The 25,433-nt window shown below is 71.5% G+C and carries 22 protein-coding genes; 13 read left to right on the top strand and 9 right to left on the bottom strand.

All coding sequences use genetic code 11. The features are described from left to right. Positions 1 to 183: 183 nt before the first annotated feature. Complete coding sequence (locus ACZ4D5_RS42415; protein ID WP_467777882.1) at positions 184 to 1,119, bottom strand: endo-beta-N-acetylglucosaminidase H; 936 nt, start codon at positions 1,117 to 1,119, stop codon at positions 184 to 186. Positions 1,120 to 1,329: 210 nt separating this feature from the next. Between ACZ4D5_RS42415 and ACZ4D5_RS42410 the strand changes: the two genes are divergently transcribed. Further along, positions 1,330 to 1,638 carry a hypothetical protein gene (locus tag ACZ4D5_RS42410; protein ID WP_467777881.1) on the top strand — a complete coding sequence of 103 codons (309 nt, stop codon included), beginning with the start codon at positions 1,330 to 1,332 and terminating at the stop codon, positions 1,636 to 1,638. Between the two features lie 19 nt (positions 1,639 to 1,657). Further along, complete coding sequence (locus tag ACZ4D5_RS42405; RefSeq protein ID WP_467777880.1) at positions 1,658 to 2,866, top strand: patatin-like phospholipase family protein; 1,209 nt, start codon at positions 1,658 to 1,660, stop codon at positions 2,864 to 2,866. A gap of 48 nt (positions 2,867 to 2,914) precedes the next feature. Here ACZ4D5_RS42405 and ACZ4D5_RS42400 read toward each other — a convergent pair whose 3' ends face one another. Beyond that, positions 2,915 to 3,448, bottom strand: coding sequence for a CbrC family protein (locus ACZ4D5_RS42400; protein ID WP_467777879.1), 534 nt, complete (start codon positions 3,446 to 3,448; stop codon positions 2,915 to 2,917). A 563-nt stretch (positions 3,449 to 4,011) separates the two neighbouring features. Here ACZ4D5_RS42400 and ACZ4D5_RS42395 point away from each other — a divergent pair. From ACZ4D5_RS42395 to ACZ4D5_RS42355, 9 genes are all read left to right on the top strand, one after another. Beyond that, on the top strand, positions 4,012 to 5,040 hold the full coding sequence (locus ACZ4D5_RS42395; protein ID WP_467777878.1) for a D-alanyl-D-alanine carboxypeptidase family protein: 1,029 nt from the start codon (positions 4,012 to 4,014) through the stop codon (positions 5,038 to 5,040). After that, on the top strand, positions 5,037 to 6,095 hold the full coding sequence (locus ACZ4D5_RS42390; RefSeq protein ID WP_467777877.1) for an endonuclease/exonuclease/phosphatase family protein: 1,059 nt from the start codon (positions 5,037 to 5,039) through the stop codon (positions 6,093 to 6,095). The genes ACZ4D5_RS42395 and ACZ4D5_RS42390 overlap by 4 nt, the downstream gene beginning before the upstream one ends. 121 nt (positions 6,096 to 6,216) lie before the next feature. Beyond that, on the top strand, positions 6,217 to 6,957 hold the full coding sequence (gene cseB, locus ACZ4D5_RS42385; protein WP_467777876.1) for a two-component system response regulator CseB: 741 nt from the start codon (positions 6,217 to 6,219) through the stop codon (positions 6,955 to 6,957). Positions 6,958 to 6,965: 8 nt separating this feature from the next. After that, complete coding sequence (locus ACZ4D5_RS42380) at positions 6,966 to 8,255, top strand: sensor histidine kinase (protein ID WP_467777875.1); 1,290 nt, start codon at positions 6,966 to 6,968, stop codon at positions 8,253 to 8,255. 413 nt (positions 8,256 to 8,668) lie between these two features. Further along, the gene (locus ACZ4D5_RS42375; RefSeq protein WP_467777874.1) at positions 8,669 to 9,931 is read left to right on the top strand and encodes a phenylacetate--CoA ligase family protein; all 1,263 of its coding nucleotides are present in this window, start codon (positions 8,669 to 8,671) and stop codon (positions 9,929 to 9,931) included. Then, positions 9,928 to 11,283, top strand: a complete 1,356-nt coding sequence (locus ACZ4D5_RS42370; RefSeq protein ID WP_467777873.1) for an MFS transporter — start codon at positions 9,928 to 9,930, stop codon at positions 11,281 to 11,283. Before ACZ4D5_RS42375 ends, ACZ4D5_RS42370 begins: the two co-directional genes overlap by 4 nt. Then, positions 11,280 to 12,431, top strand: a complete 1,152-nt coding sequence (locus ACZ4D5_RS42365; RefSeq protein WP_467777872.1) for a GNAT family N-acetyltransferase — start codon at positions 11,280 to 11,282, stop codon at positions 12,429 to 12,431. Before ACZ4D5_RS42370 ends, ACZ4D5_RS42365 begins: the two co-directional genes overlap by 4 nt. 2 nt (positions 12,432 to 12,433) lie before the next feature. Continuing rightward, positions 12,434 to 13,600 carry a LuxE/PaaK family acyltransferase gene (locus ACZ4D5_RS42360; protein WP_467777918.1) on the top strand — a complete coding sequence of 389 codons (1,167 nt, stop codon included), beginning with the start codon at positions 12,434 to 12,436 and terminating at the stop codon, positions 13,598 to 13,600. Next, positions 13,597 to 16,347, top strand: coding sequence for an acyl-CoA reductase (locus ACZ4D5_RS42355; protein WP_467777871.1), 2,751 nt, complete (start codon positions 13,597 to 13,599; stop codon positions 16,345 to 16,347). The genes ACZ4D5_RS42360 and ACZ4D5_RS42355 overlap by 4 nt, the downstream gene beginning before the upstream one ends. Positions 16,348 to 16,394: 47 nt before the next feature. Here ACZ4D5_RS42355 and ACZ4D5_RS42350 read toward each other — a convergent pair whose 3' ends face one another. Both ACZ4D5_RS42350 and ACZ4D5_RS42345 read right to left on the bottom strand, forming a co-directional pair. Continuing rightward, on the bottom strand, positions 16,395 to 16,769 hold the full coding sequence (locus ACZ4D5_RS42350; RefSeq protein WP_467777870.1) for a hypothetical protein: 375 nt from the start codon (positions 16,767 to 16,769) through the stop codon (positions 16,395 to 16,397). Between the two features lie 255 nt (positions 16,770 to 17,024). After that, the gene (locus ACZ4D5_RS42345) at positions 17,025 to 18,113 is read right to left on the bottom strand and encodes an acyl-CoA dehydrogenase family protein (protein ID WP_467777869.1); all 1,089 of its coding nucleotides are present in this window, start codon (positions 18,111 to 18,113) and stop codon (positions 17,025 to 17,027) included. Between the two features lie 290 nt (positions 18,114 to 18,403). Between ACZ4D5_RS42345 and ACZ4D5_RS42340 the strand changes: the two genes are divergently transcribed. Then, the gene (locus tag ACZ4D5_RS42340) at positions 18,404 to 19,378 is read left to right on the top strand and encodes a hypothetical protein (RefSeq protein ID WP_467777868.1); all 975 of its coding nucleotides are present in this window, start codon (positions 18,404 to 18,406) and stop codon (positions 19,376 to 19,378) included. Positions 19,379 to 19,471: 93 nt separating this feature from the next. Here ACZ4D5_RS42340 and ACZ4D5_RS42335 read toward each other — a convergent pair whose 3' ends face one another. The 3 genes from ACZ4D5_RS42335 to ACZ4D5_RS42325 form a co-directional block, all read right to left on the bottom strand. Next, positions 19,472 to 20,746, bottom strand: coding sequence for an MFS transporter (locus ACZ4D5_RS42335; RefSeq protein WP_467777867.1), 1,275 nt, complete (start codon positions 20,744 to 20,746; stop codon positions 19,472 to 19,474). An 81-nt stretch (positions 20,747 to 20,827) separates the two neighbouring features. Further along, a complete protein-coding gene (locus ACZ4D5_RS42330) occupies positions 20,828 to 21,358 on the bottom strand; it encodes a carboxymuconolactone decarboxylase family protein (protein ID WP_467777866.1) in 531 nt (176 codons plus the stop codon). 40 nt (positions 21,359 to 21,398) lie between these two features. Next, positions 21,399 to 22,277, bottom strand: coding sequence for a hypothetical protein (locus ACZ4D5_RS42325; protein ID WP_467777865.1), 879 nt, complete (start codon positions 22,275 to 22,277; stop codon positions 21,399 to 21,401). Between the two features lie 368 nt (positions 22,278 to 22,645). Here ACZ4D5_RS42325 and ACZ4D5_RS42320 point away from each other — a divergent pair, with 368 nt between their 5' ends. Continuing rightward, entirely contained in the window at positions 22,646 to 23,131 is a 486-nt protein-coding gene (locus ACZ4D5_RS42320) for an SRPBCC family protein (protein ID WP_467777864.1), read from the top strand. Here the strand turns inward: ACZ4D5_RS42320 and ACZ4D5_RS42315 are convergent. Both ACZ4D5_RS42315 and ACZ4D5_RS42310 read right to left on the bottom strand, forming a co-directional pair. After that, positions 23,076 to 23,726, bottom strand: coding sequence for a DUF6629 family protein (locus ACZ4D5_RS42315; RefSeq protein WP_467777863.1), 651 nt, complete (start codon positions 23,724 to 23,726; stop codon positions 23,076 to 23,078). The genes ACZ4D5_RS42320 and ACZ4D5_RS42315 overlap by 56 nt on opposite strands. Before the next feature lie 134 nt (positions 23,727 to 23,860). Continuing rightward, entirely contained in the window at positions 23,861 to 25,279 is a 1,419-nt protein-coding gene (locus tag ACZ4D5_RS42310) for an NAD(P)/FAD-dependent oxidoreductase (protein ID WP_467777862.1), read from the bottom strand. Positions 25,280 to 25,433: the final 154 nt, after the last annotated feature.

The raw sequence follows: 25,433 nt of genomic DNA, 5'->3' as shown, positions 1-25,433 counted from the left end.
ACCCCGACACCCACACCTCGACCTAAAGCTCGACCTCAGGTCGAGAGCCCGCTCCGCCGACATGACCATGACGTGCGACCGCGCCCCCGACATCGTTGTCGAAGGCGCGGCCTGCGCGAGTCGCGGCGCTACGGGATGCGGCAAGCCCCGGGGGAGCGCCGCGCGCCGGGGCGTCCGGTCGTCCTACGGCGTGTAGACGGCGTCACTGCCGTACAGCTCCCTGGTGAACGCGGACACGTCGGCGCTGCGGTCGGTGCCGTTGAGGTTGTACGTGAGGTAGACGCCGTATCCCTCGCTGACGGTGCGGCGAGCGAGGTTCGCGGCCGTGCTCTGCGAGGTCCGGCCGATCTCGACGGCCGCCGGTGACAGCTTCGACTTGGGCAGGGCGATGCCGGGGACCTGCCAGGTGCCGTAGTACGGGTTCCAGGCGTAGTCGAACTTGGACGAGACGTCGACGCCGCCGTAGGAGAGGCGCGACGCGGCCGGGCCGATGTTGTAGAGGCTGATGATCTTGTCCGGCATGTTCGCGCGCAGCGCCGTCACCAGGTGCACGAACGAGCTGGCGTTGGGCTGGCCGGTGCCGTTGTTGCCGTACTCGGCGTACTCGTCGTCGAAGTCGATGCCGTCGAGACCGTACTTGCCCACGGTGTCCGACAGCTGCTTCGCGAACGCCGAAGCCGCCCGCTGGGAGGGGAAGTTGGCGAAGCCCGCGCCCTGGTGGTTGCCGAGGACCGAGAGGACGACCTTGATGCCCTTCTGCTGCAACGGCCGTATCTGCGTGGCGGCGTTGTCGAGGACGCGCTGCACGTTCTCGTTGAAGTGCAGGTACGCCTGCTTCTTGCTCGTGTCGTAGTTGATGTTCGCGGCGAAGATCACGGCGACGTCGAAAACGTTGTCACCGCCCTTGGCGAGGGTGTACTTGCCGACGTTGAGCATGCTGTTGTCGTTCACCTCGACGTACGCCACCGAGGTCGGCCCCTGTTTCGCGGAAGCGGGAACGGGGGCGGGAGCGGGGGACGCTGCCGCGCCGGCCGTGGCGGTCGTGCCGAAGGCGAGGGCCGCGACGGCCGAGAGCGCGAGCGCGGCCGTCCGCACTCTGCTCCGTACCAGAGTGAACATCGTTGATCGGTCTCCCATCACATAGGTCTCACCTGGGTCCGCGCCCGACCTGTTTCGGAAGCGCCCAGTGAGCCCTCCGAGTTTTCCGTGCCGGTGACCGAATCCCCAGAACCATGCGCGAATTCTTCACAACTCACCTGTACGTCGTGCCGCGTCACCGCGGGGACCACGCCGCTACGGTGGGCGCACCAACTCCGTGGAGGTAACGACATGTTGATGGCGGCCGAGAAAGGCGACATCACCACGATCATCGGCGGTATCGCCCCCGACTGGGGTCCCTTCGGCGCCCTCGGCACCGAGGCGAAGACGATGGTCCAGGTCGTCATGGCCGTCGCCATCCTCCTGTGCCTGGCCCTGGCCATCTGGGGCGCTGCCAAGCAGCGCATCGGTGCCACGGCGCTGCGCGACACGTTCAGCGCCGAACAGGGCAAGGGCCTCATCGTCGCAGGCCTGACCGGCGTGTTCATCATCGGCTCACTGGGCACCGTGTTCACCATCGTGTACGGCATGGCCGTCTGACCCGCACTCCCCCGGCCGCATGACGCAGCCGCGCACGGCGAAGAGCCTTTCGGCACAGTGGCGTAGTCACGCCGCAGCTCCTGCTTCCGCCCGCGCGGTGGACGTCGTCCGCTTGTCGGAGCATGCTCCTGGCAACGGGACAGGGCGAGGCGTCGAGCCGTCATCGGGGCTCGCCCGTCCCCGACGGGGGGCGATCGACATGAACGATCTTGCCGTGAACGGCACTTCGGCGGCCGCGAGCAACATCGACGTGGTTCTGGAAGGTGGCGGCGTCAAGGGCATTGCCCTTGTGGGCGCGCTCAAGGAGCTCACCGCGGCGCACACCGTGCAGCGCGTGGCCGGTACGTCGGCAGGGGCTATCGTCGCCGCGCTGCTCGCGGCCGGTTACACCGTCGCAGAGCTCGAACAAGAGCTGCGGGAACTGGACTTCGCCGCGTTCCGGGACGGGCCTGCGCGTCATTTCGGCATCGCCGGGGCGGCGTTGGCCGTACTGCTGCACAACGGCATGTTCAAGGGTGATGCCCTGCACACCTGGATCGATGAGCGGCTGGCGGAGAAGAACGTCACGACCTTCAAGGAGCTGCGCCGCGAGGAGCCGGGAGACGATCCCGGCACGCCGTCGTACAAGCTGGCGGTCGTCGTCAGCGACATCAGCAGGGGGCGCGAACTGCGCCTGCCCGAGCACTACCAGACGCTGTTGGGGATCGATCCCGACACCGCGAGGGTCTCCGACGCGGTACGGGCGTCGGCATCCATCCCGTTCTACTTCCGGCCGATGAAACTCCGTACCGGCCCCTCGCAGGGGGCGCAACGGCTGGTGTGTGTCGACGGCGGGCTGCTGTCCAACTTCCCCGTCGACCTGTTCGATCGGCGGGATGCGGCACCGCCTCGCTGGCCGACCGTGGGCGTCAAGCTCTCGATGCGGCGCAGCCCTCGGCAGCAGTGGCAACCGGTGCGGAACCCCGTGGAGTTGACGAAGCGGCTCATCGCCACCATGACGGGCGCCCACGACCAGCTGCACGTGGACCGGAGCTGCGTTCAGGACCGCACCGTCTTCGTCGACACCACCGGGGTCCGGTCGACGGATTTCGGTATCACGAAGGAGCAGACCGAGCGGCTGTACGTCAGCGGCCGGCGTGCCGCGCGGCAGTTCCTCACCACATGGGACTTCCAGGAGTGGCTCAGCCGCTGCCATCCCGCGCGGGGCGCAGCGGGCACGCCGTCCTGAGCTCGGACGGCGCGGGGGAATCATGAGCACAGGAGCGAGCGTGCAGCCCTACGAGGCGTCGGCGTAGGCGAGGTGGGTGCCGCAGACGGTGCAGCGGAAGAGCATGGCCGTGGCCCCCTCGCCGAGGTGGGTCAGGAACTGCTCGAGTTGGGCGGCGTCGTGCCGGCCGCCCATGCGCAGGTCCAGCCTGAGCTGGTCCAGAGCCTCGGGGCGGGCTGCCAGTTCGCTGTACCCGACCTCCCCGATGAAGGCCGCCGCGTCGTGGCAGTGGACGAGCCAGTGCGGGTCCTGCCAGGCGTGGAAGCCGGGAGTGCGGCGGGTGACCTCGTGCAGGACCCCCTCGCTGACGCCCGCGAGGCCGTAGGAGTCCATGAACTCGCCGTCGAACCGCTCGGCCGCGCCGCCGTCCGCGATGCACCAGGGGCAGAACCGTCCGCTGACCTCTCGGGCGGTGTAGAAGGTCGCGGTGTAGATCCACCCCGTGGCGCGGTCGCAGCACACGCATGTCTCGGTGCTCGCGCGGACGGAGCCGCTGGCGAGCGGATCGGGGTGGTAGCGGAAGGCGGGCAGGTCGGCGCTCATCGGCGCAGTCTGTTCGCAAGGCCGCCTTGTGATCAAGCGGCGAGGGCGTGGCGGTTGTCGATGCGCCGCATCCGGTGGCAGCCCGGTGGCGTCCATCGTCGTGATCCACGCGTCGATGTGCGTCACAGCCGCTCACACATGTCCGTCACACCGGCTCGCAGATGTCCGTCAAGGCCGCTCGCACCTGGCCCGCTCGCTCGGCGACGCGCATGAACGCCGCCCCGCTCGCCCGCCTCGGTACCCCGGACGAGGTCGCCGCCGCCGCGAACGCCTCATGGGCAGGGAAGGGGAAGCACGAAGTGGTCGACGGCCGCGGCCTTCGTCTGTCCGATGACGCCGCGCTTGCCTGCCACCTACGCGGCCGACCGCGCGATGGCGTGCAGGCCCCCCGGTCTCCGTCGAGCGAAGCGGCGAACCGTCGAAGGGAAGGGCTGATACGCAGCTGATACACAACCGCACGACAGCGGAAGCTTCGCCCTGACCGCCTGGAAGCGGGCCTCCCGGAGGCTGTGGACGTACCCGATGTCCGGTGTACGCGTACCTGGCTTCGGGAGGCGGTCGACGTGTCCATACGTTTCCACTGTGCTGCCCGCGCCGCGCTCGGGGGGCCGTCGCGGGCCCGCCGGGGCGCGGCGTGGGCCCTGGCTGCGGCACTGATCGCCGGCTGCGCCGGTGGCGGCCTGCTGACCCTGGCCGACGGCGGGGGCGGGGGGACGGATGTCGTCGCGCAGGACGCCTCCGCGCCGAGGGCTGTCGTCGAGCGGCTGGACCTGCCGTGGCCCCGGGAGGGCCAGACGGCCGTGGCGGTGGAGAAGGTCGGCGTCCTCGGCGCCGAGGGGGCTCGGCAGGCGGTGCCGATCGCGAGCCTCACCAAGGTGATGACCGCGTATGTGATCTTGAAGGAGCACCCGCTCGAGGACGGCGGAGGCGGGCCCTCGATCAAGGTAGACGAACAGGCCGCGGCCGAGGCCCACTCGCTGAGCGAGTCCACCGCTCCGGTCAGTGCGGGACAGATGTTGTCCCAGCGCAAGCTGTTGGAGCTGATGCTCCTGCCGTCCGGGAACAACGTGGCCCGGCTGCTGGCCCGTTGGGACGCGGGCAGCCAGGAGAAGTTCGTGGCGAAGATGAACGCCGCGGCCGCCCGGCTCGGCATGGCCGACACCACGTACACCGGCGCCAGCGGGATCGAGTCCAGCACCCGGTCCACCGCCGCCGACCAGCTCAAGCTGGCCCGCGCGGCCATGAAGGACCCGGCGCTGCGCGCGACAGTGGCCCTGCGCAGCACCCGGGTTCCCGGTCGTGCCGAGCCGGTGCGGAACACCAACCAGTTGCTGGGGCGACCCGGCGTCATCGGCCTCAAGACCGGATCGAGCACCCCGGCGGGCGGCAACCTGATGTGGGCGGCCAGGATTCCGGACGGCAAGAGGCAGCACCTCGTGTACGGCGTCGTCCTCTCCCAGCGCGTCGGCACTTCGCCGGCCGAGGGCCATCAGGCAGCCCTGGAGAGCAGTGGCCGGCTCCTCGACGCCCTCCAGCGGAAGCTGCCCGCCGCCCTCACGGCGTACGGCAACGGTCGGGACGGACACCGATGAACGAACCCGCCCTCACCAGCGAGTCCCCTCACACCAGCGGATCCACTCACGCCAGCGAATCCACCCGCACCGGCCAGGACACTCTCACCAGCACCGACCCGCCTCCCGCTGCCAAGCCGGCCCACACCTGGCGTACGGGAACGTGGCGTCGGGGTCGGCTCATCGCCGCTGCCGCCGTGCTCTGCGCCCTCGTCATGGCGCTCAACAGCCGCGTTCCGAACGGCTTCGGCAACCTCGGCAGCCTTCTGCAGACGGTGCTGCCCTGGACGGGGCTGAGTGTGGTGGTCCTGTTCGCGGCGGCAGTGGCCCGTCGCTCCGCTCTCGCGGGCGTCGCCGTCCTCGTCCCCGCCGTCACCTGGTGCTCGCTGTTCGCGGGCACCTTCCTCGACAAGCAGTCCAGCGGTGGGGACTTGGTCGTGGTCGGCCACAACGTGCACGAGGGCAACCGCGACCCGCGCGGGACCGCGCGGGCGCTGGCCGCCGCGGGCGCCGACCTAGTGGCTCTGGAGGAGCTGTCCCGTCCTGCCGTGGTGACGTACGAGCGTGAACTCTCGCGTGCCTACCCGTACTCCGCGGTGCGCGAGGGCGTCGGACTGTGGAGCAAGCACCCGCTCCGGGCCGTGGAGCCGGTGGAGATCATGCCCTGGACGCGGGCCCTGCGCGCCACGGTCGACACCCCGAAAGGGCCCGTCGCCCTCTATGTCGCGCACCTCGCTTCCGTGCGCGTCCTGCCGAGTTCCGGATTCACCACGGAGCGCCGCAACGAGGCGGCCGGGAAGCTGGCCGATGCCGTTCGGGCGGAGCGGCTCCCCCGGGTCGTCGTGGTGGGCGACTTCAACGGGACGACCGACGACTCGGCGCTCGGCCCGCTGACCTCCCGGCTGCGTTCGGCACAGCAGGAGGCGGGTGCGGGGTTCGGCTTCACGTGGCCGGCCTCGTTCCCCGTGGTCCGCCTCGACCAGATCATGGTCAAGGGGCTGACTCCGGTTTCCTCGTGGACCCTGCCCGCCACCGGCAGCGACCATCTGCCGGTCGCGGCCTCACTGCGCCTGTGACGCCGCCACGCCCTGAGGAGCACGCGGTCTGCCCAGGGGCCCGCGTGGCTACGATTCGATCACCAGTCGGCCGGAAAGCCAGGAAAGCCCTGGAACGCGAGTTGGCCCCGGAAGGTGAGTCTTGTCCGAATCCCCCGTCCCGAGCTCGGTCAGCGTGCTCGTGGTCGAAGACGACGCGGTCATCCGCCGTTCCGTCCAACTGGCTCTCGAACGCTATGGGTACGAGGTCTCGGTCGCCGAGGACGGCCTCGGCGGCCTCGAGGAGTTCCGGGCCGGGCGGCACGATCTGCTGATCCTGGACGTCATGCTGCCGAGTCTGGACGGCATCGGCCTCTGCCGGCGCATTCGCGACGAGAGCCTCGTACCGATCCTCATGATGTCCGCCCGGGGCGACGCTCTCGACGTCGTGTCCGGGCTGGAGGCCGGTGCCGACGACTACGTGGTCAAGCCGGTCGACATCGCCGTCATGGTCGCCCGTATCCGGATGCTGCTGCGCCGTGCCACGTTCCGCCCCGGGGCGGCGGCCCCCGCGGACCCCGGTCCTGGTCCTGGTCCTGCCGCCGATGCCGGGAGTGGCCCGCTCGTCTTCGGTGACCTGACCATCGACCTGCGCGGACTCACCGTGAGCCGGGCCGGCGTAGCCGTCCCCCTCACCCCCACCGAGCTGCGCCTGCTCCTGGCGTTCGCCGAGCACCCCGGCATCGTCCTGGACCGGCGCCGCCTGCTGCGCGACGTCTGGGACTACGGCTGGGAGGGCGACACCCGGGTCGTCGACCTGTGCGTGGTGCGGCTGCGCAAGAAGATCGGCGCCGACCGCATCAGGACCGTCCGCGGCTTCGGCTACAAACTCCTCCGCGACTGAAGGCAGCCATGGGATTCCTCGACCCCCGCGCCCTGCGCTGGAAGATCGCCGCCCTGACCGCGGCAGCCTGCTGCGCTGTCGCCACGGTCGTCGGTCTGCTCGTCCACCGGTCGACGCAGGAACACGGCCAACGTGCGGGGCGCGACCGGGCCGTCACCCGACTGCACGACGCCGAGCAGGAGTACGCGCGTACCGGCGAAAGGCCCGCGACCGCGGACCTCATGACGCGGGACGAGGTGCCCGAACCCCTCGCCCGCGACCTGGCGGGTCCGCAGCGGACCGGCGAGTACGCCCTCTGGTACGACGAGAAGCCACCGAACTGGTACTGGATGTGGGCGGCCGTACCGGTCGGCGACCGCGTGCTCGCCGTTCGCACGGACATGAGCGCCGAGGTACGCAGCCTGCAGCTCCTTGACCGGAGCATCGTCAAGTCCGTGCTCGCCGCCCTCGCCGTCGTCGTCCCCCTCGCCGCGCTCGCCACCGAGCCGATCAACCGGCGACTGCGGCACGGCGCCCGCACCGCCCGCAGGATCGCGGACGGCGACCTCGACGCCCGCATCGGGCGCCCGGGCCGGGCCCGCGACGAGATCACCGAGATGTCCGCGGCCATGGACGCGATGGCCGCCACGCTCCAGCGGAGGCTGGAGTCGGAACGGCGCTTCACCGCGGACGTGGCCCATGAACTGCGCACCCCTCTGATGGGGTTGGTCACCGCCGCCGGTCTGCTCCCCGAGCGGGACGAGGCGGCGGATCTGGTGCGTACCGAGGTGCGGACGCTGCGCGGCCTGACCGAGGATCTCCTGGAGATCTCCCGCCTCGACGCCGGCGCCGAGCGGGCGCGGCTCGACGAGGTGCCCCTGGGCGAGCTGGTCGCCGACGTGGTCCGACGCGGCGGTGACGCCTGCGACGTGCGTGTCGAGGGCGCGGACGCCGAGGGCACGGACGTCGTGCGCACCGACCCGCGCCGGGTGGAGCGCATCGTCACCAACCTCGTCGCCAACGCGCACCGGCACGGCGCGCCTCCCGTCCGGGTCACCGTCACCGGTACCCGGATCTCCGTACGCGACCACGGGCCGGGCTTCCCCGCCGACCTGCTGGCCCACGGGCCGCAGCGCTTCCGCTCGGAAGCCGCCGAGCGCGGCCGCGGGCACGGTCTCGGACTGACCATCGCGCTCGGCCAGGCCTCGGTCCTCGGCGCGAGGCTGACCTTCGCCAACGCGTCCGACGGAGGGGCGGTCGCCACCTTGGAACTAGGCCCGGAGACGACTCGAACCGCACAGCGCCCTCACGTGAGTTGAATCACGGTGCGGCGAATTGAATGATTGAGTATCGATTCCAGCGAATACATATCGCCGCTCCTGCGGTTGCACACGTTTCGACCTGCACGCATCACGACAATTACTTTCCAGCCGAATTAGCCGCCCTCGGATGACGCGTCGTCAGCCCTCGACCACGGGAACGGCTGCCCGACCGACCCGAAGGGCCGACCCCGCACATTGGCCGGAAGATTTCGGTGACGGGAAGCTGGGGCACGGGCGGGAAATCGGGGCATTCGCGGTGCGGTAATGTCTTGGTCGCACTCCGTAGTTCCGGCGAGCCGCCCAGGACGGAAGTCCCGGGCAGGCCCGGCAGGCGGGTGCCACCTCAACCACTCAGGCGACCTCCCCCTCGAGGGATTTCGCCGCCTTCGTATGCCGCAAAGCAGGAATTGATGCCCGTTCAACCATTGACGGAACTCATACGCTTCATCCGTCGACAGTCGCCTTTCTACGCCGATCTCTATACGGGAGTTCCGGACCGTGTAACTGAGCTCACACAGCTTCCGGTCGTTCCCCAGGCCGAGTTCTGGCGGGCCAACACTCCGCGCGACAATCGGCTGCTGACCGGTCCGCTCGACGAGGCCGTGGTCTTCAAGAGCGGTGGCACGACCGGTTCGCCGAAGTTCTCCTTCTACACCCGCGAGGAATGGCGGGAGTTCACCGGCGCATTCGGTGCCGGGCTGCTCGAATCCGGACTGCGCCCCGGGCATCGGGTCGCCGACCTCTTCTACGCCGGGGAGCTGTACGCCAGCTTCACCTTCATCCTGGACTCGCTGCACCGCTCCCCCGTCTCCAACGTCCGGCTGCCGATCGGCGGCGCCGCGCCCCTGGAGTCGACGGCGCTGACCCTGGAGCAGTTCGACGTGGACGTGGTCGCGGGGACCCCGACCACGCTGTGCGCCCTGGCCGACCACCTCGTCGCCGCCGGACGGCAGCTCCCGCGGGTGGAGCTGCTCCTCTTCGGCGGGGAGAGCCTCTACCGCGACCAGGAGCCGCTGCTCGCCCAGGCGTTCCCCAACGCCCGCCCCCGCTCGGCGGGTTACGCCAGTGTCGACGCGGGGCTGCTGGGGTGCGCCGTGCCGGGGCCCGACCCGCGCGTGCACCGCGCCTTCACCCCTTACGCCACCGTGGAGATCCTCGACGAGGAGACCGGCGAACCGATCACCGAAGCGGGGGTTCCCGGCAAGGTCGTGGTCAGCGACCTGCGTCGGCGGCTGATGCCCGTGCTGCGCTATCCGGCGGGCGACCGCGCCGAGTGGACCGGCACAGGACCCGGGCACTTCCGCATCCTGGGCCGTTCGCAGGAGGGTGTCCGCGTCGGTCCCGTCTCGCTGTACACCGAGGACGTGCAGGACCTCGTCCGCGGCGCCGACGTCGCGGGGCGGGTGACCGGGATCCAGCTGGTGCTGCGTCACTGGGACGGGCGGGACGGCCTGCGGCTGCGGCTGGCGACCGACGGGGACCCGGCAGGGCTCGACGACCTCGCCGCGGCGATCCGCAAGCAACTCCTCGCCGACCGGCCGTCGTTCGGCGACGCGGTCGGCGCCGGGCACATCCATCCGCTGTCGCTGGAGTGGGTGCGCCACCGCGAGCTGGCCGTCAACTCGCGCTCGGGCAAGCTGATCCGCGTCGTGGACGAACGGATGGGGTCATGACCGCGCCCGGCAGAAGGGGCGCGCCGGAACCCCGCGAGCAGCTCCCCCTGGTGCTGCGCAACCCCGCCTTCGGGGCGGTCTGGGCCGCTCAGGTCCTCACCCAGGCGGCGGCCCGGATGTTCCAGGTCGGCGTGGTGTGGTGGCTGGTCAGCCAGGCGGCGGGCGCCGACCGTGGCCTGGCGTCCGGGGCCTTCCTCGCGGTCTCCACGCTGCCCGCGGTGGTCCTCGTCCCGCTGGTCGCGCGGATCGTCGCCCGCTGTCCGCACCGCAGTGTGCTCGCGGGCGCGGCGGCGGTGGCGGGTCTGGCCGCCACCGCGACCGCCACCTGGACGTACGCGGCGCAGCCGCCCACCGCCGTGGTCTACGGCGCGGCCCTGCTCCTCGCGGGCTGCCAGGCCCTCTTCGACCCGTGCCTGACCACCTCGGTCCCCGAACTGGTCGAGGACGCCGACATCGAGGCCGCGACCGGCTTCGAACTCGCCACGCAGTCCCTGGCCGGGCTCGCGGGCGGGCTCCTCGGCCCGCTGCTGGTCGACGCCTGGGACCTGGCGGGCATCGTCGCCGGGTGCGCGGGCGCGTACCTCGCCGCTGCCGTGCTCATCGCGCTGACCCGCTTCCCCCGGACCGTCGCGGGCCCTGTCCCGCACGCCCTGGGTGACGTACCGGAGCGGCGTACGCTTCGGCAGATTCTGGGTGAACTGCCGTTCATCCGGCAGGTGTTGCTCTGCTTCGCCGCGGCGAACGTCTTCACCACGGCCGTGTTCGTGGTGATGCCGCTGTACACCCGCTCGGTGCTGCGGGGGCAGGGATCGACGGTCGCCGCGCTGGAGGCGGCTCTGGGCGTGGGGACCCTGCTCGGTTCCTTCACCGGAGGGCGGATGCCGGGCTCCCCGACCACGGTCGGCGGGACCTGCCTGGCCCTGATGGCGCTCGCGCTCGGGATGCCGGGACTGGTGCCGGGCCTCGCCGTTGCCCTGGTGTCGCTGGCCCTCGCGGGCTGGTGCGTCGGCGTGATCGGCGTACGCTTCGTCGCTCTGTTCCAGCGGTCGGTCCCGGTCGCCGACAAGCCGGGGTTCTTCGCGGTGATGCAGGCCCTGCTGGGCGCCACCTTCCCGCTGTCCTCGCTGGTCTTCGGGGTGCTCGGCGACCACGTGGCGGCGCGCTGGCTGTGCCTGGTCCAGGGCGTGGGCCTGGCACCGGTCGCGGCGGCCCTGTTCCTGCTCGGCCGGCGCGAGCGCGCGGTTCTGGAGGACGGGGACGCGGCGCCCCGTTCGGCGGCTCCGACGAGCCCCCGGAACAGCGCCGCCGAGGACGTCCCCGCCGACGCCGCCTCCCTCGAAGGTGCCCGATGACCGTCATCCTCGCCCCCGCGGCACTCCAGGACATCGCGGAGCTGCGGCAGTTGTACTTCGACGTGTACGGCCACGGGTACCCGGTGCCCCTGGGCAGCGACCCGGCGGTGATGCGCCGCCTGATCACCGACCCGCACACCCACTGGCTCACCGCCCGGCTGGCCGGGACCGGGGAGCTCGCGGGTTCGGCGGTCGTGCAGACCGACCCGGGCAGCCACATCGGCAAGCTCGTCGGCCTCGCGGTCCACCCGGAGCGCCGCCGCGGCGGCCTTGCCGGACGTCTGACCGGCGCGGTGTGCTCCGCGGCATTCGCCACCGGCCGTCTGGACTCGGTGTACGCCACCGTGCGGATGGTCACCGAAGGCCCCCAACACGTCGTGGTCCGCAACGGGTTCAGGCCGCTCGGCCTGCTGCCCAACGCCGCCGAGGTGGCGGGCTGCGAGAGCCTCGGCCTGTTCGCCCGCTTCGCCGACGGGGTGCTGGACCGGCGCGCTGCGGTCTCCCGGGCGCCCGCCGCGCTCGGCCCGCTGCTCGCCGCCGCCGAGAACAGCACCGGCGTCCCCTACGGCACGGTGCTGCCCTCGGACACGGTGGGCTCGGCGCGTCCCGACGCTCCGCCCGCTCCGCCGACCGCGGACCTGGAAGTGGTCGGCGCGCCCGGGTTCGTACGCCGTCGTTTCCTGGAGCTCTTTCCCGATCCGGCAGGGCGCTACTACCCGCTGCACGCGCCCAACGCCGTACTGGTGCCGCCGGACGGCGCGTTCGAGGCGTACGTGGATCTCGACCCGGTCGCCGGGAGCTGTGCGCTGGTCGCCGTGCACCCCTACCCGGCGGCGGTCACGCACGCCCTGGAGCCCTTGATGGCGACGGTCTCCCGGGCCGGCGCCGACTACGTCGAGACGCTCCTTCCGCTGTCCGACACCGCGAGCCTGACCGCCTTCCTGGCCGCGGGCTTCGTCCCCAGCGCCGTCTACCCGGCCATGCGCCGCATCGGCGAGCGCTGTCACGACTACGTCGTGCTCTCCCGCACGAGCCGTCAGATCGACTTCCGGACCCTCGCCGTCGGCGGGCCGCTCCAGCCCTATGTGAGCGCCTACCTGACGGCCTGGGCCGCCACCTATCTGCCCCGTCACGAGGTTGTCCTGTGAACGTGAACCCCTATCTCGCCCCTGTCCGTGTCCCGGACCCGGAGTCGCTGGCACACGTCCAGCGGCTCTGCGACCTGACCGAGCCGTACGCCCAAGGTCCTGACACCGACGCGCTGTTCGCGGCCGCCATGGCCGAGGCGAACGACTGGCACGCGGCCCGCTCGCCGTTCTTCCGTTCGCTGCTGGCCGACGCGCCGGAGGCCGCGGCACCGACGGTGGGCGCGGGCGTCCGCACCCCGCTGGTCCATGCCAACTTCTTCAAGCGCCACGAGGTGCTCTCCGTTCCCCGCGACGACGTCTTCCTGCATCTGACGTCCTCCGGCACCACCGGCCAGAAGTCGCAGATGTTCTTCGACGAGTGGACCATCCGCTCCGCGCAGCGCATGGTGGCCCGGATCTTCGACCACTACGGCTGGATCACCCCCGACCGGCCCGTCAACTACCTTCTCTACAGCTACGAACCGGCCCCGAGCATGAGGCTCGGCACGTCCTTCACCGACAACTACCTGTGCGACTTCGCCCCGGCCAAGGGCGTCACGCACGCGCTGCGGCACACCGGCGAGGGCCACGAGTTCGACGTGCACGGCTGCATCGACGCGCTGCGGCGGTACGCGGAGGAGGGCCTGCCGGTCCGCGTCCTCGGCTTCCCCGCGTTCCTGCACTTCACCCTGGAGCGGATGCGCGCCCAGGGACTGCCGCCGATCCAGCTTCCGGTGGGCTCCTTGGTGGTCCTCGGCGGCGGCTGGAAGGGCCACGCCGACCGGCAGATCGGCAAGGCGGAGTTCTACGCGCGGGTGACCGAGCTCCTGGGCGTCGAGCCGGAGCGGATCCGGGACACCTTCGGCTCGGTGGAGCACTGCGTGCCCTACATCGAGTGCGCCGGGCACCGGCTGCACGTGCCCGTGTGGTCGCGGGCAGCGGTGCGCGACACCCGCACCCTGCGGCCGCTGGGATACGGGGAGCGCGGCTTCCTGCATCTGGTCTCGCCGTACATCACCTCCGTGCCGGCGCAGAGCGTCGTGATGGGCGACCTCGCCTCGCTGCACCCGGCCGAGGAGTGCGGCTGCCCGCTGCCCACACCGTGGTTCACCGTCCACGGGCGCGCCGGGGTGAGCCGCAACCGCAGCTGCGCGGTGGCCGCGGCCGAACTTCTGAAGGGACGCGCATGAGCACCGCGACGACCACCGAGACGACGACAAGCGCGCACGAGGGAGCAGTCTCCGCAGTGACCAGCGAACTCCATTTCTGGCAGGGCGAGTTCATCGACGACACCGAGGCCGCCGCCCGCCTGGCGGATCTCCCCGGCCTGGTCGAGCGGGCCTTGGCCGAACCGCTGCCCACCGAGACCGTGCTCAGCGCGTGTGCCGCGCTCAGCACCGCGCTGGCCGATTCCGAGAATCCGGTACGGGATCGGCTCGCCGTCCAACTCGCCGCTTCCACGGGTGACTTCGCCGAGGCCGAGGTGATCCTCACCGAGCTGTCCGGCGCGCTCGCCAGGCCCTGTCTGGAGCGCAAGCTCCGGCGCGAGCTGGGCGGCACGGCGCCGGGTCGGCTCACCCGGCCCGATGCCCGCGAGACCGTCTTCGAGGCGTGGGCGCCGGTCGGTCTGCTGGCGCACATCGCCCCCGGCAACGCGGCCGCGGTCGCCCCGCTGAGCGTCGTCGAGGGCCTGCTGACCGGCAACGTCAACGTACTCAAGATCAGTGGCGGCGACTCCCCGCTCGCCCTGCACCTGCTCGCCGAGCTGGCGGCCGCCGACCCCACCGGCGCGCTCGCCCGCCACGTCGTCGCCCTGCGTTTCCCGTCGGCCCGCCGGGAGTGGCTGCGGCTGATGTGCGCGTCCGCGGACGCGATCGCCGTGTGGGGCGGCGAGGACGCGGTCGCCTCCGTCGCCGAACTCGCGCCTCCTGGCTGCCGGTTGGTCGAGTGGGGGCACAAGATCTCCTTCGCCTATCTGACCCGCGAGGCATGGCAGGACCCGGTGTCTCTGGCGGCCCTGGCCGCGGACGTCTGCCGCCTGGACCAGCAGGCGTGCTCCAGCCCTCAGGTGATCTACCTGGACACCGAGGACGCCGAGGAGGTCTTCGCCTTCGCCGAGGACTTCGCGCCCGTCCTCGCCGAGGCGTCGGCGGCCGCACTGGCCGCGGGCAACCGCGCGGCCCCGGACCTGCCGGGCCAGACGGGCCTGCCGGGCCTGCCGGGCCTGCCGGGCCAGACGGGCCAGACGGGCCTGCCGGGCCAGACGGGCCAGCCGAACCAGTCGGATCTGTCGGACCTGTCCGGACAGGCAGAGCAGCCGGGCCTGCCCGGCCTGAGCGCCGCCGAGCAGGCCGAGATCACCACCACCGAACTCCTTGCCCGCCTGGAACAGCACCTGGGCCTGACCAAGGTCGTCGCCGCCGAGGACGGCACCTGGCGGGTCCTGGCCGACACCCGGCCCGCGCTCACCGCATCGCCGCTGAACCGCAGCGTGTGGGTCAAGCCGCTGCCCGCCCGGGACATCACCGCCACGCTGCGTCCGATGCGCCGCTATCTCCAGACGGTCGCCGTCGGCGGCGGCCGCGCGGACATCGCCCGGCTCTCCCGCGCCCTGCTGACGGCGGGCGCGCTGCGCATCACTCCGGTCGGCGCCATGCTGGACAGCTACGACGGCGAGCCGCACGACGGCGTCTACGCGCTCCAGCGCTACAGCCGCCGCGTCAGCGTCCAGGCCGACGACGCCTTCGCGGCCACCGGATGCCTGGACGACCTCGTCGCCGCCGTCCCCTCCCCCGCCCCGCCGACCGGCCCCCTCCTCGACAAGGCGGACGTCCAGAGGCAGTTGGCCGACCTCGCGCCCGAACACGCCCACCTCCACTTCCGCAGCGGCGGCACCACAGGCGCCCCGGCCCTGTCCCTGTTCACCAACGCCGACTACGACACCCAGATGCGGGCCGCCGCGCACGGTCTGATCGCCGCCGGCTTCGACCCGGCCCGCGACCGCGCCGCCAACCTCTTCTACTGCGGCGGCATGTACGGCGGCTTCATCAGCTTCTTCTCCATCCTGGAGCGGCTGAACGCGACCCAGATCCCGCTGGCCGCGGGCAGCGACCACGCCGCGGTCGCCGAGGCCCTGGTGACCCACCGCGCCGACGCGGTGTTCGGCATGCCGTCCTACCTGTGGCAGCTCTTCCACTCCCAGAGCGAACTGCTGCGCTCCTACGGCGGGATACGCAAGGTGTTCTACGGCGGCGAGCACTTCACCGCCGAGCAGCGCCGGATCCTCACCGACACCTTCGGCGTGGAGGTCATCCGCTCCGCCTCCTACGGCAGTACGGACCTGGGCCCGCTCGGCTACCAGTGCACCCACGCCGAAGGCTCGGTGCACCACGTCCTGTCGGATCTGCACACCCTGGAGATCCTGGACCCGCGGGAGGACCGGCCGGTGACGGCGGGTCAGCCCGGCCGCCTGGTCTTCACCAGCCGCACCCGCGCCGGCCAGCGTCTGGAGCGCTATCAGATCGGCGACCTGGGCCGCGCTGTGGAGGGAGTCTGCCCGTGCGGCAGTCACGCCCCGCGCATCGAACTCCTGGGCCGCTACGGCGATGTGGTCCGCGTGGGCACGTACTTCTACAACTACCGCCGCTTTGTGGAGTGCGCCCAGGAACGGTTGGACTACCGCGGCGAGCTGCAGCTGGTCCTGAGCGGCAGGGCCGCCCGCGAGGACCTGACCGTACGCCTGGACCGGGAGTACGCCGCGGACCCGGAGCGTGCACGTGCCGCGTTCCTGTCGGCCATCCCGGAACTCGACACGGCGGTCACCGAGGAGGGGCTGCTGACGTGCGCGGTCGAGATCGTCGACGGCGGGGACCTCGAACGCACCGCCGGGAGCGGCAAGTTGCGTACGGTGATCGACCTCAGGGCGGCTTCGGCCTGATCACAGCCGGGCCGGGGCGAGCGTGGCCCCGGCCCGGCACCATGACATCACCGGCCCGGACGGCCCTCAATGGCCTTGCCGCAGGCACACGGAGTGTCGAACCCCTTGATGTGGCCGACGAAGTCCGTGCAGTGCTCGCCGATCCAGGACAGGGTCTGGGACGTGATGTGGGGATTCGCCTTCATGAACTCCTTTGCGCACCGTTCGCTCTTCTCCCTGCTTCCGGACGCGCAGGGATCCTTCGCAAGGGCATCGGTCACGCACGTGGCCATCGCCTCTTTCAGGTCATCGAAGTCGGGCTTCCCCCTCGCCGCGTCGACTCCCCGCTTCGCACAGGCGACAGCCTTCTCCTTGACGTCCTCCGACAGGACGTCGCCGCACCACGCTTCGGCCTTCTTCTGGGCGCTCCTGCCTTTCGGCACCAGGTCGGAGATGCTGCACGCCGGGGCTGCCGACGTGCTCGGCGGCGCCTGGGCGAACGCCGTTGCCGGCGCCGTCAGCAACGCCGACGCGAGAACAGTGGAGGCGAGTACGGAACGAGTCGGACCCGGCATGTGTCTTTCCTCTCTTGCGTCCCCCCGTATGACCGCAGCCAGTCAATTTGATGAAGGCGCCGCCGGGCTCGTGACACGAGCGGCGTACGAGTGACGATCAGGCTTCCGCGCCGAGGTGAAGGCTCAGCCGGTCACCGACAGATGGCTGAGGTGTGCGCCGCGCACCTCGGCCGTCTGCCCCTGCACCAGCAGGAACATCCCCTCGCGAGCCAGCCGCTGCGCACGGCTGTCCAGGGCCATGGCCCGGCCGCCACCGGCCACCACGGCCGCCGTCGTCGCCGTCCGCATCAGGTCGTACGCACGCACCTTGACCGCCAGCCGTTCCTCGACGCGCTCGTACGGCACCGGATGGTCGGCCAGTTCGTACGCCTGCCGCCTGACCTCGTCGAGGCGGGCCCGCAGGGCGTGGGCCGTCTCCTTCTCGGCCGGTCCCCCGTCGAGCAGGCCGAGTGCGGACTCGATGATGCCGAACACGGCCGGGGAGGCGTTGGTGTTCTTGGGGCGGTCGGTCGCGGCCCACGTCTCGTAGGGCGTGCGCAGGGCCACGGCCTCGTCGGGCAGCCAGAGCCCGTCCAGCTCCAGCGACACGGTGCGCGAGGCGCCGAGCGCGGCGAGCCGCATCGGCTCCGAGGGGCGCAGTCCCGGCTGTGCCCGTGCCTCGGTGAAGGCGAAGAGCGCCTCGTCCGCGTCCGTCACCCCGGCCAGCAGCATGACGTCGTTGAGCCCCCAGCCCGTGTACCAGGGCACGCGCCCGTCGAAGCGCCAGCCGCCGCGGTCACGGGTGGCGAGGACCGGGACACGCGGGTAGGCGCGCAGCTGCGCGTACGCCACTCCGGACAGCAGTTCACCGCGCGCCAGCGGCCCCAACAGCCGCTCTTTTACGGGCAGTTCGCTCCTGGCGAGTGTCATGACCGGTGTGTGATGCTGGGTCTGCACGAACCACGTCGAGCAACACGCTCCCGCCAGGATCTCGGCGATCTCACGTGCCACAGCGGCAGGTGCCGCCGAACCGCCGTACTCCACCGGTGCGCTCACGCCGAGCAGCCCCGACCGCTTGACCGCCTCGATGCTGCTCGCCGGCACGTCCTCGCGGTCGACGCGTTCGGCGATGGGCGCGAGCACGTCGGACGCGATGCGGCGCGCTCGGGCGACCAGCGGGTGCGGGGTCGGACGGGGACTCGGGTTCGGGTGCGGATCCGGGGCGATGGTCATGGAAAAGATCTTCCAGTGCCGCGGGGCCGGTGTCGATCCGGCCTTCTTCTTCCCGCGCCGAGAGGTGCCGCGCATGCGCGGATTCCGCCGCCTCCGGTCCTCTGGGTGACGTACGTGACCCCGCAGAGGAAGCCGCATGCGTGACCCCGCAGAGGAAGCCGCACGCGGAGCCCGATCCGAGCAGATGCGCGGCCTCGCGTTGAACCGCCTCACCACCCCGGGCGGCGACTCTGGCCTGAAAGTGATCTTGGAATGATCACTGGAAGCGTCATGACATGTATACATTCCCCGTGAATTTACGCACTTTGCTTACGTCGTCCTCCGCTCTGACGATTCTGGTCACGGCCCTCGTCGCCGGCCCCGCGGCCGCCGCCGAGCCGTCGTCGGCAGCCGAGCGGGCCGCGGCACCACAGGACAACACCCTGTGCATATACAGCACAGAGACCACCGAAAGAACCACCGGCGGCTACGTCTGGGACGTGGGAACCCGCGCCTACGACGTCTGGAACTCCAAGGACTTCCGGGCCAAGTACGGCGACCTCTCCTACGCCGAGCAGATGAACAAGCTGCTGTACGAACTCAACGTCAGCCAGCACGTCTTCGGCCACAGCTGGCTCGTGCACTTCAACGACCACGGGGCGTTCAAGCGCAAGCTCGCCACGGGCGACACCGCGCGCTACGACACGTACTCCTTCCAGCCCCAGGACCCCGACGGCCGCAACGGTGACGGCAGCGCGGTGGACGGCATGTCCATCAACTACACCGGCTACGACATCAACGCGCCCGGCAAGCCCCTGGTCGAGTGGGACCGGCCGAGCCGCAAGCAGGACCGCGACGGCGCGTACGCTCCGCGCGCGGCTCGCTGCAAGACCCTCAGCGCGGCCCAGGAGTCCGCGTTCGAGCGGGAGATCGAGCGGCGCAAGCAGGCCGACGAGAAGTACACCCTGCTGCCCAGCTGGAACTACCTGCTGACCGGCGGCTGGGCCGGAACCCCGGCCAGGAACTGCACGACCTTCGCCCTCCAGGTATGGGACACCACGATGGCGAACTCCCCTTCCGAACAGATCGATCCGAGCACACGACTGCCCGCGGCCGATCTCAACCGGCTGGGGGCCAAGGTGCCCGCGGACCTCACCCAGAGCGAGTTCTCGGCCTGGATCCCGGCGCTGGCCGGCAAGTGGATCTACGAGAAGAACGGCAACCGGCAGGAGAACGCCGAGGTGCCGCGCTTCTCGGACGACATCCTCACTCCTGCGCGGAGTTGACGGAACCGCCGTCGACGGACCTCGCACGTGACGGCGGCCCTCGCCACCCAGGGGGTGGTGGGGGCCGCCGCCGTCCGCGGGCCCGTGGAGCTTTCACGCGGCCTTGGACAGGGTGGACCGGTCCGTGCCGGACGCGTGCCCGGCAGGGGTCACGGGCGTTGCCATGGCTCCTCGTAGGTCGTGGCGCGGCCACAGGAGGAGGGCCCCGACCGCTCCCGCCGCGGCGAGGACCGCGAGGACGGACCAGGCGAGGGGGAAGCCCGCGTTCGCGCCGAGCCATCCCGCGACGGGATAGGTGATCAGCCAGGCCAGGTGCGACAGGGAGAACTGGGCCGCGAAGGCCTCGGGGATCGCGTTCCGCCCGACGGAGGAACGCAGGACCTTGCCGGTCGGCGTGATGATCAGCGCCATGCCGATGCCGATCACGGCCCATACGATCGCCGTGCCGGTCCATGTGGTGAGGCCGGTCGTGATCAGCGTCACCGCGGCGGCCGTGCCGCCGACGAGGACCCCGGCGCCGGCCATCATGACGGTCCGGGCAGCCGTCCTTTCGAGGGCCCGGGGCAGTACGAGGGCGGTCAGGAGGGTTCCTGTCCCGGAGGCGGCGAGCATCCAGGCGACGTCCGACCGCGAGCCGCCGAGCTCGTCGCGGACGTGGTTGACGGTGTTGACGACGACGATCGAACCCGCCGCCGCGACCACGAGGTTGAGCGCCATGATCCCACGCAGCCGAGGCGTCCTGAGGAAGGTCCTGATCCCCGCTGCCGCCTTGTCCCACGCCTTGGTGTGGGCGCTGGGGCGGGCGTCGGGGATGCGCGTCGACAGGACGAGCAGGGCGGAGACGAGGAATCCGGCGGAGGTGCCGAGGAACAGCCGGTCGAAGCTCATGAACGTCAGGGCGACGGCTGCGAGGACGGGGCTGAGCAAGCTCTCCGCCGTGGAGGCGACCTGGGAGGCGGACAGGGCGCGCGTGTAGGCGGACTCGTCGGTGACGAGGTCGGGGATGACGGCCTGGAAGGTCGGGGTGAACGCCGCGGAGCCGGCCTGGAGCAGAGCGATCAGGACGTAGACGTGCCAGACCTCGGTGACCAGCGGCAGCGCGAGGACCACGGCGCCGCGGACCACGTCCAGGAGGACCAGGAACGTTCTTCGGGGCAACCGGTCGACGTACGCGGCGGCCAGCGGGGCCACGACGACGTACATGACCATCTTGATGGTGAGGGCGGTGCCGAGGACCATGCCGGCGCGCGGGCCGGCGAGGTCGTAGGCGAGCAGCCCGAGGGCCACGGTGGTGAGGCCGGTTCCGAACAGGGCGATGACCTGGGCGCCGAACAGGTGGCGGTAGTCGCGGATGGCGAACAGACGCATGGCAGGTTCCTTCCGTGTCCATGCGGCGGGGCACGGCTCCGGGGTGGAGGCCGTGCCCCGCGCGTACAGGCGGGGGTGTCTTCAGGCACCGGTGTCACTCCCCGGTGTGAGACCGGCGAGCAGATTGAAGGCGCCGGTGAGGATGTTGAGGGCGACGACGCCGACGACATCGGCGATCGCGCGGTCGCTGTAGCCGTGCTCCCGCAGCGCGATGACGTGTTCGTCGGTGATCGACGTCGGCTCGCGGTAGATCTGGAGGGCGAGGGCGATGACCGCCGCGGTCGCGGGATCGGCCGAGGTGCCCGCGCGGGCCCGCTCGATCTCTTCCTCCTCGACTCCCAGGGCGCGGGCGGCACTGACGTGCGCGTCGAGGCACAGTCCGCATCCCTGCAGGGCCTGGACGGCGATCGAGATCCGTTCGCTGGTCCTGCGGTCGAGTTTGGCTCGCCCCATGGCGCGGCTGAGCTGGAGGTAGCCACCCAGCACGGCGGGCGAATGCGCCATCGTGGAGACCATGTCGCCGATCCGGCCGTGGCGGGAGACCAGGTCCGCGAGGAGGTCGCGCGAGGCGCCGACCGCCGTGTCGGGCGTGAGTGGGGTCAGGCGGGGCATGACGCTCCTTCGACAGGGGTCGTGGGGTTCCTGCGGTCAGTCAGTGGTGTGCGTGGTGGCCGTGGTGGTGGCTCCTGGGCTCGGGTGCGGCGTGGGGTGCCGCCTCCGGGCGGGCGGTGGTCACGGCGGTCCGCAGGGTGAACTCGGCCGTCCGGACGACGTCGTTGTGCCGGAAGTCCAGGTACAGGCGGTAGGTGCCGGCCGAAGGCGCGATGGCCATGAAGGCGATCTCGGGTCCCGGCGCGGTGATGCCGTCGCCGGGTTCGCCCTCCGGGTGGACATGGAGGTAGCCCAGGTCGCCGACCCGCAGCGCCACCAGGTGTCCGTACGCGGCCAGGTAGGGCTGCAGGTCGGTGACGGGGCGGCCGTTCCGGCTGACGGTGAGCGTCAGTTCGCTCGCCTCGCCGGGCAGGAGTTCGCCGTCGAGCGTCACGGTGTACTCGCCGAGCTCCGCGATGCCGGTGGCCTCGGGAAGCGGTCGCGGGTCGTACGGCCCGGCGACGGCGACGTCGACCCCCAGCGTCAGGGTCCCGTCGTGGCCGACCGGGTGGACGTCGGCGAAGAATCTCCAGTCCCCTGGTTCCAGGGCCAGTTCGACGCTCCAGGTGCCCTTGGCGTCCCTGACCGGGTGCACGTGCTGGAACCCGGCCATGTCGCGCCGGACGGCGATGAAGTGCAGTTCTTTCTCGTGCTCGGCCATGAACTCGGTCACCGCCCGCCCGTCGGGCCCGATCACCCGGAAGCTGACCGGCTGCACGCCGGCGGTGAGGATCGTCGATTCGACCTCGAGGGTGTATCCGCTCGCGGAGACCGACAGCCCACCGGGCTGGGGCGCGGCGTGTCCGCTGTGGCTGCCGTGCCCGCTGTGGGCGCTGTGAACGCCGTGGTTGCTGCGGTCGTGGCCGGGGTGGTTCCTCATGACGACTCCAAGGGTGTGATGCGCCTTCTGGCGCCGTCCGCTCAGGACGTTGATCACAACCATATACCCCCGGGGGGTATTCCGAACAGCCTTGATAGTGGAAATCCAGCGAGGTGATACCGACGTGGAGCTGCCCCGTGACTCGTGACCCGTGATCCGTAACCCGCGACCCGCCGCCTGATGGCGTGCCTCACATGCCGAGGTTCAAGGTGTCGGCCACCACGGCCGGGCCGCCGCCAGCGCAGGCGCGGTAGCCGACGAGGCCTCAGCACCGATGAGTTCCGCCTCACCGCGTCGTCTCCATGACGGGAACACCCCCTCCCGCATCCGCGGAAGGCCCCGACGAGGCGACGAGGAGCGTGCGCACCATGAGCGAGGAGAACGTGAGCGCCACCCTGACCATCGCGGCACCCGCCGAAAGCGTGTTCACGGTGCTGGCGGACCCGCAGACCCACGCCGCGATCGACGGCACCGGCTGGGTGCAGGAACCCGTCGACCGGGCACCGCTCACGGAAGAAGGCCAGATCTTCCGGATGGCCATGTACCACTCCAACCATCCGAACGGCGTCTACCAGGTCGCCAACAAGGTCCATGTCCTGGACGCACCGCGCACCATCGGCTGGCTGACCGGCGAGGAGAAGGAAGACGGCCGCCTGGAGTTCGGCGGCTGGTTCTGGCGCTACGACCTCACCCCGCACGGCCCGTCCAGGACCGAGGTCACGCTCACCTACGACTGGTCGGCGGTGCCGCAGTCCATCCGGGGGTACATCCGCTTCCCGCCCTTCGGCCCCGCGCACCTCACCGACTCCCTGTCCCATCTCGCCCGGCTCGCCACAGGCGGCCACGCCTTCTGACCCAGAGCAGCAGGGCCACCGAGCACACCGCGGCGGACGCGCACCACGTCGAGATGTACTCCTTCCGCCACAGCACGAGGGAGACCGCGGCCCCGACGGCGACCAGGACACCGAACAGGACGAGGCCCCGGTCACCCGACAGGAGCAGGGAGCCGATGGTGGCGATGAGGTAGCCGACGACGATCAGCTCCGCCTGCGGCAGCCCCAGGGAGTACCCGACGGTGTGCCCACGGATCTCGGCCGTCACCGTGCGGGTCGCCAGCGCGTACGTGAGCGCCGTCGCCGTGGCGGCTCCCGCCGCGAGAGGGACGAGCAGGCGGCGACGGGCGCTCGGCGGCGCGGCGCACAGCACGGCCGCCGGAACCCACCCTGCCAGCAGGGGGAGTGCGATGACGGCCCAGGCGACCGTGGCAGGACCGGTCCCGCCGCCGTTGCGCCAGACGGCCGCCTCGATGATCTGGTGGACCCCCAGGATGAGGGGCAGCGCGGCCAGCGGCAGGTCACGCGGGCGCCGGGCCGCCGAGGTCACCGAGGCGACCCCCACAGCCGCGATGCCCGTGCCTGCCACGAGGTCGGCCGTCGCACTCCAGCACATGCCAGCAACGCTACGGCCGCTCCGGCACGGGAGCGCGCCGGGTCCGCCTCCGGGGCGACATCGGCACTCCCCTTCCCGCATTCCCGCGGCGGGGCCGCACGCTCAGGGCCGTGCTCTTCAAGGCCGCCCGCGCTTCAACGCCCTCCGTCCAGCCCGCACAGCGCCAGCTCCTCCGCCGTGATCGTCGGGCCCCGCTGCGCGTCCCGGCCGGGGCCCCGGGCGACGCCCAGGAGCACCTCCGGCCTGACCAGGCGGGTCAGGGGCGCGGACAGGGTCATGACCTCGGTCAGTGCCCGAAGGACCGCCTGGTTGCCGGTCGCGGCCCGCATCATCCGCTGGGTGTAGCCGCGCAGCAGCCGGGCCGCCGGCGGAGGGCTCTTGCCGATGGTGGCCGGGTAGTTGAGGTCCTCGCCGGTGGCCAGGTCCCAGGGGCTTCCCGCGGCGCGGGCCACCGTCCGCTGGACGTGCCGGGCGAAGCCCGCCGCGTGGGTCCGGCGCTCGCGCAGGGCCCGGTCCAGGGCCGCCGCGCCGTGGGCGACCACCGAAAGGCCTTGTCCGTACACGGGGTTGAAGGTGGCCAGCGCGTCGCCCAGGACGACGAATCCCTCCGGTGCGGCGGGGAGCCGCTCGAAGCGGCGGCGCCTGTTGACGGTGCTGCGGGTGAGGTGGACGTCGGTCAACGGCTCGGCGCACGAGATCAGATCGGCCAGGAGCGGGTCGCGCAGGCTGCGGGCGAAGGGCTCGAACTCCCCTGGGTCCCTGCTGGGTTCGGCCCCGCGGGTGCCCGCGACGGTGACCAGCCACTGGCCGTCCTCGACCGGCATCAGGACACCGATCCGGCCGGGGCCGCCGGAGCGCGCGTCGGGCTGCAGGCTCACGAGGGGAAAGCGCTCGGCGCCCGGCGGCGCCCGGAAGAGGCGGGTGGCGTACACCTGCCCGGCGTCCACCGTCTCCTCCCGCACGGCGGGCAGCCCCAGGCGGGCGAGGTGCCGCGCGGACCGCGAGCCGCGGCCCGAGGCGTCGACAACCAGGTCGGCCGCCAGGTCCTCTGCCTTGCCCGTGTCCGTCTCTCGTACGTTCACTCCGGCGACCCGGCGCGGGTCCCCCAGCAGCTCCACCGCCTCGGTGCCGTCCCTCAGGACCACCCGCGGCAGGGCCAGGACGCGTTCGCGCACCACCGCGTCGAGCAGATCCCTCGTACAGGCGATGAGGAAGTCCGGGCCGGGCCGGCGCGGGAACCAGCCCTGGGGTCCCAGCAGGACCATCTCCCCCGTCACGGCCAGCCGCCGCGCGCCCGCGGCCACCCATGCATCGACCGTGCCGGGCAGCAGTGCCTCGATGGCGCGCACGCCGCCGGACATCAGCATGTGCGCGTGACGGGCCTGCGGCAGTCCTTGCCGTGGCCCGGCGCCTTGCGGGATGCGGTCCCGGTCGACGACCACCACTTCGTCCATCCGGCCCGACAACACGCTTGCCGCCAGCATCCCGGCCATCCCCGCGCCCAGGACCACCGCACGGCTGCCCCGCCCCGAAGCCCCGCCCTGTGACGTCATGACCACATCCTTCCCGTCGGGCTGAGGCCAACCTGCGGGCTCCGGGACCGGCCGCACAAGCGGCGAACCGGTCGATGGCTCGGCACGCACCGAGCCACAAGTAGCCTCACGCGCCGGGCAGTTGGCGGCGGGGGCTCCGCTACAGCAGACGTAC

It is taken from the genome of Streptomyces sp. NPDC025651 (genome assembly GCF_055558735.1).
This window is presented reverse-complemented; position numbering and strand designations above follow the sequence as displayed.

What these genes read in the sequence shown, in the direction of transcription:
- ACZ4D5_RS42390 (WP_467777877.1), top strand. Translation starts at nt 5,037, where the DNA reads ATGAACGAACCCGCCCTCACCAGCGAGTCCCCTCACACCAGCGGATCC.
- ACZ4D5_RS42355 (WP_467777871.1), top strand. Translation starts at nt 13,597, where the DNA reads ATGAGCACCGCGACGACCACCGAGACGACGACAAGCGCGCACGAGGGA.
- ACZ4D5_RS42315 (WP_467777863.1), bottom strand. Translation starts at nt 23,726, where the DNA reads ATGTGCTGGAGTGCGACGGCCGACCTCGTGGCAGGCACGGGCATCGCG.
- ACZ4D5_RS42330 (WP_467777866.1), bottom strand. Translation starts at nt 21,358, where the DNA reads ATGCCCCGCCTGACCCCACTCACGCCCGACACGGCGGTCGGCGCCTCG.
- ACZ4D5_RS42310 (WP_467777862.1), bottom strand. Translation starts at nt 25,279, where the DNA reads ATGACGTCACAGGGCGGGGCTTCGGGGCGGGGCAGCCGTGCGGTGGTC.
- ACZ4D5_RS42365 (WP_467777872.1), top strand. Translation starts at nt 11,280, where the DNA reads ATGACCGTCATCCTCGCCCCCGCGGCACTCCAGGACATCGCGGAGCTG.
- ACZ4D5_RS42345 (WP_467777869.1), bottom strand. Translation starts at nt 18,113, where the DNA reads ATGACCATCGCCCCGGATCCGCACCCGAACCCGAGTCCCCGTCCGACC.
- ACZ4D5_RS42375 (WP_467777874.1), top strand. Translation starts at nt 8,669, where the DNA reads ATGCCCGTTCAACCATTGACGGAACTCATACGCTTCATCCGTCGACAG.
- ACZ4D5_RS42335 (WP_467777867.1), bottom strand. Translation starts at nt 20,746, where the DNA reads ATGCGTCTGTTCGCCATCCGCGACTACCGCCACCTGTTCGGCGCCCAG.
- ACZ4D5_RS42410 (WP_467777881.1), top strand. Translation starts at nt 1,330, where the DNA reads ATGTTGATGGCGGCCGAGAAAGGCGACATCACCACGATCATCGGCGGT.
- ACZ4D5_RS42325 (WP_467777865.1), bottom strand. Translation starts at nt 22,277, where the DNA reads ATGAGGAACCACCCCGGCCACGACCGCAGCAACCACGGCGTTCACAGC.
- ACZ4D5_RS42405 (WP_467777880.1), top strand. Translation starts at nt 1,658, where the DNA reads ATGACGCAGCCGCGCACGGCGAAGAGCCTTTCGGCACAGTGGCGTAGT.
- ACZ4D5_RS42320 (WP_467777864.1), top strand. Translation starts at nt 22,646, where the DNA reads ATGAGCGAGGAGAACGTGAGCGCCACCCTGACCATCGCGGCACCCGCC.
- ACZ4D5_RS42400 (WP_467777879.1), bottom strand. Translation starts at nt 3,448, where the DNA reads ATGAGCGCCGACCTGCCCGCCTTCCGCTACCACCCCGATCCGCTCGCC.
- ACZ4D5_RS42370 (WP_467777873.1), top strand. Translation starts at nt 9,928, where the DNA reads ATGACCGCGCCCGGCAGAAGGGGCGCGCCGGAACCCCGCGAGCAGCTC.
- ACZ4D5_RS42380 (WP_467777875.1), top strand. Translation starts at nt 6,966, where the DNA reads ATGGGATTCCTCGACCCCCGCGCCCTGCGCTGGAAGATCGCCGCCCTG.
- ACZ4D5_RS42415 (WP_467777882.1), bottom strand. Translation starts at nt 1,119, where the DNA reads ATGTTCACTCTGGTACGGAGCAGAGTGCGGACGGCCGCGCTCGCGCTC.